Consider the following 9,024-nt stretch of genomic DNA (forward strand, 5'->3'; position numbering starts at 1 on the left):
CATTTGCAACAGAAATACAGGCCGCAAATATTGCAATATAGATGATTGCGATTTTTCTGGTAAGTTTCAGCATTTCAGACCCCTCCCCAAGAATCCTATAAAAATGGTATACAGACAGAAAGTAACAAGAATGAAACACTGCGAGTTCCCTTACCTGATTAATGTTCATCAACCTTTTTATAGGTCACCTAGGTAGATCTAATAAAATATTACTCACTCGTTATTTTTGACGTTAAATTGTGCTTCCGATTATCAGATATTATTGCCTTCACAAATAATATCAAAAACATAGCATTTATTCATTCAATTACTCTATAAAGCCCATCATATGATGGGCTTTATGTAGTCAAGGTTACTCTTGACCACATAAACAAGCTCAAGGTTATTCACCAAGGTCATTCGAAGGTATAAGAACCTAATTCACACAGATCCAAACCATAGTCTTCTACGGTTTCACCGTCTTTAAAATCAGCCCGAATATCATAGACACAGGTTGCCAAGCCATCCCCGATCAGGACATCGATTTCATAGTTTGGAGCAAGAAAACCGCCCTCCATGAGATCACTTTCCCAGACTCCTGAATTACTTGGGGACACATAAAATGCAACGACAGGACTATTTGATTCATTAACCAGAAGAAACTCAAGATCTTCAGCCACACTATTGGTTGCCCACAACAGGCTGAAAGTAAAAGCCATAGTTGTAATACAATTTTTCATTAAAAAGTTCCCCTATCAATGTAACACAGAGTGGGAATATTTCATTCCCACTCTTAAACAAACTGTTTGGTAAGACTCTTATGTCATCAAACCGACGATATACCAACGGTGTATTCCTGATCATCAAGAATGACTTTCAGATTGTCGACACCTGCACCAAGCCCCTGAAGAACGGCAACGGTTTCAAAATCATTCCCGAGGCCATCAGCATTGACTTGTAGCTGTACGACACCGCCGCCAAAATCTTTTGCCTGCAGATATTTTCCAATATCGCCACTATCTGTTGCATCATCAAAGGTAACGAGATCACTGACATCAAGAGCATCTCCCTCACCAAAGCTATAGTCAGTAACAGTGTCTTGGTTTGAGCTGTTTAAAGGACCAGTAAAAATAAAGGTGTCAGCATTATTACCACCTGTCAGAGTATCACTACCTGTGCCGCCTACTAGAATGTCATCGCCTTCTTTCCCGATGAGAACATCATTCCCCCCGTTGCCAAAGAGTTTATCAGCATTAGCACCCCCGATAAGGATTTCATTCTGGGCCGTACCGGTAATCGTATCGCCTTCTTGAACTTGGACAGATACATGCGCATCGTCAGTTAAGATTCCATCTGAAACAGTGTAGTTAAAGTTACCGTTGTCAGGGCCACTTACAATATCAGTGCTGTTGATCTCCAGTTCAATTTCATATGGACGCTCCCGATCAGATTCAGTAGGGATTTCGTCTCGGGAAGAGATGCGAATATAATACTCACCATCCGAAGGTGCCGTATATCCTTCACCAACCGTGAAATCTGCATCAACGGGAGTATTGTTCACTTCCCCAGTGACATTTCTGAAGAGTTCGACCTTTAAGCTAGGATTGTTAAATCCTTTAATCTTAAATATTTCCCCAGCTTTAAGTGTCACCCTGAATGTATCAAAATCAGCGTTATATCTCTCTGAATTGGGATCGAAATCTAAATCCCGTGCATCTTTTATACGCCCGCTTACCTTGACATGGTGAACAACTTCATCAGAAGGTTTGCTCGCGTCTCTGATCCAAACATTACGCTGAACAACAGTGGCCTGTGAAAATTTATCATTGAGACCTGTTCCTATGATTTCATCTGGCCCGGGGGTACCATCTGTGGATCCGCTTGTGACATAGTCAAATCCATCCCTAGCATATGAATGTTCCTGTACTGTCTGAAGAGCTGAACCAGCACCAAAACCAAGTACGTTAATATCAGGAGCATCAAAAGTAAAAGTTATTGCCCCCTGATTGTGTTGAACAGAGCCATTAACCGGATTGGACACACTGCTAACATTCAAAACGTTATCAAGGTCCAAATCATTTCTCAACACGATTGAATCAGGAAGAGTAATCGACCCGGATGTATCATTGGTCAAAATAATATCATTCTCGGCCACAGGTATATCATTGACACCTGTTATCCCGATTTTTGTTGTCGTAACAACACTGTCTTCACTACCGTCATTCACCTTGACCGTAATGTTTCGTTCTGTCGCAGCACCCGAATCATCCGGGTTTTCTGATGTAGAGCTATAGCGTACGTTTTCCAGTACAGCCTCATAATCAGCAAGGCTTGCCCCACCAGTGAGGGTCAAAACACCTGTCGCAGGATTATACACCGGGGTAATCCCCGCAGGTAACATATATCCAGCGACAAAGCCCAGAACGTCCCCCTCAACAAAATCAGAAACCGTAACTGTCGCTGAAGAAAGCGTGTTGCTATCACCATCAACAATCGACAGGTCTGTGAAAACCTTAACCGCTGCAGAATTTTCCGTATAGTTGACTTGATTCCCCGGAACAATTTCAATTTCGGGGGCATCGTTAACCCCCAGAACACCAACTTTTGCAGAAATGACAGCACTGTCATCACTGCCGTCATTAACTTTGACGGTAATCGTTCGTGTTGGTGTCGTACCCAAACTATCCGGATTGTCCGATATTGAGCTATAGCGTACGTTTTCCAGTACAGACTCATAATCAGCAAGGCTTGCCCCACCAGTGAGGGTCAAAACACCTGTCGCAGAATCATAGATCGCATTAATCCCGGGTGGTAAGCTATACCCTGCGGCAAAGCCCAGAACATCACCCTCAACAAAATCAGAAACGGTAACTGTTGCGGAAGAAAGCGCGCTGTTATCAACGTCAGAGATCACAAGGTCATCGAAAACCAGGACAGCGTTACCATTTTCAGTGTAATCATTTTTGAAAACACCGCTGTCATCAATAGAGAGCCAAAGCTTGTAGCTACCTGTGATCCCATTGATTTTATTGTCCCCATTTGGATAATTGGTTTGAGATTTAACGCGAACAAAGAAATTGCCGTTTGCAGGGGCTGTAAATTCCAGATAGGGATCGAGGTGACTAACGGACCCCAAACCACCAACTGTGTTATTAACAGCATTATCACTTGAGCCTAGCAAGTTCCCGGCACTATCAAACACTTCAACAATGGAATCAACATCATTAGGGCTGGCCGGACCGGAACCGTTATCAATATCAATAATCAGTTTCTCACCTTCGACCAAGGTAACGGCGACCATATCGTAATCGACTGTACCATTCCTAAAAGTACTAGAGATCCCACCCTCTAGCGCAATAGAAGGCAGTGCGCCATCTTTGACATATCCACTGTTTGCATCCGTAACAGGTCCCCACTGGGAACGATCTGTTAAATCAATCGCCGTCGCAAAATCATCATTCAAAGGATTGTTGTGAAGATCGCCTGGAACTTCCCGCACAACAGTATAGCTATTGCCGAAAGAACCTGGATTAAATGCAAGCTCGATCACTGGTGCGGAATTAACACCCATTACACCGACGTCTACCGAAGTTTGAGTGCTTGAATCACTACCATCATTGACTTTGACTGTAATTGTCCGTGTTGGTGCCGAGCCTGAATTATCAGGATTATTTGACGTTGAACTATAAACCACATTTTCGAGTACAGCCTCATAAACAGAAGGGCTAACATCACCAGTCAGGGTCAAAACACCTGTCGCAGAATCATAGTTCATCAAAATGCCAACTGGTAAGCTATACCCAGCGGCAAAGCCCAAAACATCTCCCTCAACAAAATCAGAAACGGTAACTGTAGCAGAGGAAAGAAGATCATTATCAACGTCTGAAACAGCCAAATCGGTAAAGACCTGAACAGGATCAGAACCTTCGGTATAGGTATTAGCAACAAAACCGTAATCACGAACTGATCCATCAGCATTAAATGTTTTGCTGTAAATATCTGTACCGGGCGCGTTTGACATCGACGTGTGCCAGGTTACAACCCAACCACCATCATTCAGGCCAGTCACTGTAGGAACACTCTGATACCCATCTGTATAGGTATTTACCTGAAATTCAACACCCTGTCTTGACCCGTCAGCATTAAAAGCCTGCCCAAAAATACCACCAAGCGAGCCGTCTTGCCAGTGGCTTTGCCAGACGACAACCCAACCACCATCAGCAAGTGTTGAAACTACAGGCCCATACTGATGATTATTCGTGTAGCTGTTTATCTGGAACTCATCACCTCGTTTTGATCCATCAGTATTAAAGGCCTGTCCATAAGCCCCACTTGCAGATCCATCTTGATCATAACTTGTCCAGGTAACAACCCAACCATTCCCAGAAAGACCAGTTACAGAGGGCTCTGATTGAGCATTTTCCGTCGTGGTATTGATTAGAAATTCATCACCACGATTAGTTCCATTGGCATTAAAGACTTGACCATAAATACCTTCATCAGAGCCATCCTGATCATTACTGACCCAAGTCACAACCCAACCACCATCAGCCAAACCAGCTACAGAGGAAGATAATTGATCGTTATCTGTATAGCTGTTGACTTGGAATTCATCATTTACCTTGTTCCCATTTTGATCAAAGACTTGACCAAAAATTCCAGAACCAGAACCATCCTGGTCAGAACCAGTCCATGTAACAACCCAACCGCCACCAGATAAGGCTGTTACAGATGAACTCTCCTGAGAGTTTTCTGTAGTGGTATTGATTATAATTTCATCACCAACAATATTACCATCTGCATTATAAACCCGACCATATACATTGGAATTGAAATCAAGGTCAGAACCAGTCCATGTAACAACCCAACCACCACCGGAAAGCCCAGTTATTGAAGGATTAAGTTGTTCATCTTCGCTACCGAAAACCTGCCTTTTGACTTCGAATTCATCACCTAACTTGGTTCCATCCGCCCTATAAGCCTGACCCGAAATTCCTGCTACGGGTTTAAGGAAATGATTAAAGTTCTCCCATGTCACAACCCAACCACCATCAGCCAGAGCCGTTACCTCGGCGCGCTGTTGCACATCATCAGTATAGCTGTTCACCAACTCATCGCGAACAACCTTGATCTCAGGCGCATCATTTGCTCCGTTGATATCAATCACAAGATCGGCAGTATCAATGTCTCCATCGCCATCTGTCACTGTATAGCTAAATGTTTCCTGCAATTTGTCATCAACGTTCAAGGCATTAACAGTTGGGTTATAATCATCCAGTTTATAGCTGTAACTACCGTCAACCTTGAAAGTTAATGTGCCGTATTGGCCCCTAACTGTCGTGCCTGTCGCATTATTCCAAGCGATTGATTGAAGGCCGGCACTACCAAGATTATCAGACTGCCCATCTGTATCATTCGTATCACCGGGATTACTATCAATACCGGTAATTACGTTTCCAGTGGCCGCCAATCCACTGTTTTCCGTGATGCTATCCGTATCATCAACAGCAACCAACTTTTTATCTTTGACTGTGATTTCTACATCGGCAGAAACCGTATCACCATCACGATCAACGGCAAGGTAAGGCAGCTTAAGATCAAGCAGGGCTTCGCCTTGAACGCCAGTATGATCAAGAGGCCCCTTTAGCGTAAAGGTGTATTTGCCAGTTGTCGGGTCGATAGTAAGTGTGAAGATATCTTTCGCACCAACACGGGCGATCAAGGAGTTGCCAGATGCAGTAAATTCTAGCGGTGTATTCCCACCACTGGTTAGCCCCAACGCTTCATAAGCAGCGATATCAAAAGAAACAGTTGCTCCCGATCCATCCGCACCAAAATCAATCCCTATATCACCCGTTACAACAGGTGTGTTATCTGCTTCATCAACACTTGTTTTTTCGCCGCCATTGAACTCAGGCGCACTATCGATCAACCTGACCCTGATATCGGCAATATTGCTTTTATCGCCTTCATCATCCGTTACAAAATATTCGAGAATAAGGTTCGTCTTGAATTGATCACTGCTTCCGACCGGATGATCAATAGCTGTGTACTGTTCCACATACATATCAATTGAGGAACCAGTCCCGTTTTCGAGGTCAGAATCAAGCGTCGCGCTTAACGCAACAGTTCCCCCGATAAGTATTTTGTGACCGTTATCATCGTAATCAATAAAGCCGTTACCATTTAATTGGAAGACAGGATCAGTTATCCCCAGAACAACCGCAGGGTTAGATGTGGAGCTAAAGAGATAAATCTTATCACCCTCTATCGTCTTTAGTCCTGAATCTTCCCCTCTATAGGTAATGAACTGAATACTCTCCTGCCCAGAAACATCAGCAGGATTTGTATCGTTAGCGCCATCACTTTTCATGTCAATGCGTGCATTCTCACGATAATAACCAGCGCTAATCGCAGCGTCAGCACTAAATCCAAAATCACTTAACGCACCTGTTATAGCATTTTGTGCGTCATTAACCTGTACAGAATACGCCGGGTTATCAGCCGATGATTCTGCAGAAGTTTGAATTCCGGCTGTTTCATCAATTGAGATATCCGCGTTCTGAACCGTCGGGCTTTCTTCACTAATATCAACAGTTACAGTCACCGATGTGCTGGAGTTATCATTAAGGTCTGTAAGCTCCTGATCTGTCGCATTTTCAATAGAAGATGCGGTAACTGTAACTTCAGCCGGTCCATCTTTGTTGGCTTCACCGTTATCCAGGCGTTGCGAAGTCCAGTCCTGCGGATCAAAAACAATATTGGCATTGAGCGTACCATCCAATTGGTCAACCAGTTCCCCCACATTCAGAACATAAGTGGTAAACCCATCTGCCCCGACATTTGAGGATACTATGGTTACAAAATCGCTAATTGTAGATCCCTGTGGCAAGAGATGACCAAAACTCTCATCAAGGTTCAAAATCCAGTCATTTGGAACGCCACCAAGAGTTAAAAGATGTGTTTCAGAATCATCAACATAATCCGGGAATGTTACGCCAACCGGGATCTTGATCAGTTCTTCTTCACCCGCCTGTACTAAATGTTCTGCAGCCTGGGTTATTGTCAAACTCTCAAGAATAATAGTTGGAGAAATCCCCGCACCACCTTCATTCATGATGGCAATACCAATGCTTACTTCCCCTGTTGAAGTAAAGGTGTATTCGAAAACTCCACCATCTACATTACCGGCAGCAGCCTGGGCCACAGGTATAACTTCCCCGTTAATTACAAGGAAAGCACTATCATTAAAGGCATCAGGATTAGATTCCGCATTGAAAAAACTGAAATCAAAAGTCAGTTTTTGGCCCTCGGTAACAAAAACATTTTTTTGGATTACTGTTCCATCAGAATGACCAAAGAAGATTCCAGCATTTCCCTGATTATTATCAGCCACAGCAGTGTTAAAATCAGCAATCGTAACGCCAAGGAACTCTGCAACAGCAGGGTTGGATGTACCATCTGGCCCAAAAAAAGCACCGTTTGGGGTCAGAGAAACATTACCTTTTTCACGACCAAATACACCTGCATTAAAAACGTTCCAGGACTCAATATTATCAAAACCCTCAACAAAGGCTATGGCATCACCAGCACCTGCTGTTGTGCTCAAAATCGGTTTATCAGCCACGGCATCAATAATGGCGGTTGCACTAGAGGTCAGTTCAGCCGTCAACCCTCCATCAGGGTCAGAGATATTTGCTGTGATGGTAACAGGAATATCCGCGTCGCTATGTTCGGCACCTTTGAGATAAACCTGCCCCATATCAGCCCCTGGAATGCTGATTGGCAGCGTGCCAACTTCAGACCCGGAGACATTACTGAATACAATATTCGCAGGCTCAAATCCGCCAACATAAAGGGTTACGCCAACCGGGAGCGATGTAACCTCTAAGGAATCGACAACTTCATTATCATGAGGTTTGAAGTCAAACACGATCCGCATCGGGCTTGCGTCAGTATTACCCTGATTTTGATTAGCCTGCCAATCTTCAAAACCACCTGCAAATTTTCCTTCGACACCTCCTGGAATGGCAGGAACGATATCTGTAGTCGCAAAGGAAAAACTAAATGTACCCTCAGCAGGTTCATGGTCAAGAATAGCAACATTAACATGCGCAGAAACACTATCACCGTCGCCGTCAGCAGCGGTATAAGGTAACTTCAAATTCAGAAGGTTTGTACCTTGTCCCGCAGGATGAGATATCTGTCCTTTAAGGGTGAAGTTGTATGTACCTGATAGTGGATCAATCGAAAGTGTAAAGATTTCTTCGCTACCAGCATGTGCCGTCAAAACATTGTCAGCCACACTATAAGTCAGCGGCGTATCGCCCAGACCGTTACTCAATCCTAAAGCTTCATAAGCAGCTGTATCAAAAGAAACATCCGCATCTGCACCATCTGCTTTGAAATCAATATTAAGATCTCCGGTTACAGAAGGAGAATTGAGTACATCAGCTTCATCAATATCATGCGTGACAGGCTGCGTGTTATCATCAGTAAAAGTTGGAACACTATCTTTGACTTCAAGCGTCAGATTACCGCTATCTGTATCACCATCACCGTCAGTTACTTCGTAACCAAATATCAATTTCAGTGACTCGCCAATACCCTTACCGCCTTTATGATCCAGGCCACCACCGTATTGACGGTATGCGTAATCACCAGTTTCCTTGTTCAGATAAACATCAAAAACAGCTTTGCCATCTGCGTATCCGACAAGAACCAAACTTTTGCCATCTGTAGAAACAGTCTCATATGTCGTAATTGGATGACCACCCGATGACAGATCGGCAAGATTAATCGGATTGCCAGAAGCATCAGTGAAACCTTCCAGCTTGATCGCAGTGAATTCACCACCATCAGCACCGAAGTCTGCCGTAATACTGCCCTTCGCTATTGACCAATCGCCAGGCAAGTTGCTTTCGTCTGTCGAATTAGAAACATTTTCAACAACAGTTGGGACATCATCTTTGACCTCAACGGTCAAATTACCACTGGCTTTATCACCGTCACCATCAGTTACTTCGTAACCAAATATCAATTTCA

At 43.8% G+C, this 9,024-nt stretch carries 2 protein-coding genes; both read right to left on the reverse strand.

The genetic code is table 11. The features are described from left to right. Positions 1-395 precede the first annotated feature (395 nt). A complete protein-coding gene (locus WH96_RS20650; protein WP_047766147.1) occupies positions 396-719 on the reverse strand; it encodes a hypothetical protein in 324 nt (107 codons plus the stop codon). An 86-nt stretch (positions 720-805) separates the two neighbouring features. Next, positions 806-8,965 (reverse strand): DUF5801 repeats-in-toxin domain-containing protein, encoded by an 8,160-nt coding sequence (locus WH96_RS20655; protein WP_204248272.1) that lies wholly within the window; start codon positions 8,963-8,965, stop codon positions 806-808. Positions 8,966-9,024 lie beyond the last annotated feature (59 nt).

The sequence above is a fragment of the Kiloniella spongiae genome, from assembly GCF_001026905.1.
Classification (GTDB): domain Bacteria; phylum Pseudomonadota; class Alphaproteobacteria; order Kiloniellales; family Kiloniellaceae; genus Kiloniella; species Kiloniella spongiae.

Coding starts and splice junctions, on each gene's coding strand:
- WH96_RS20650 (WP_047766147.1), bottom strand. CDS start 719: ATGAAAAATTGTATTACAACTATGGCTTTTACTTTCAGCCTGTTGTGG.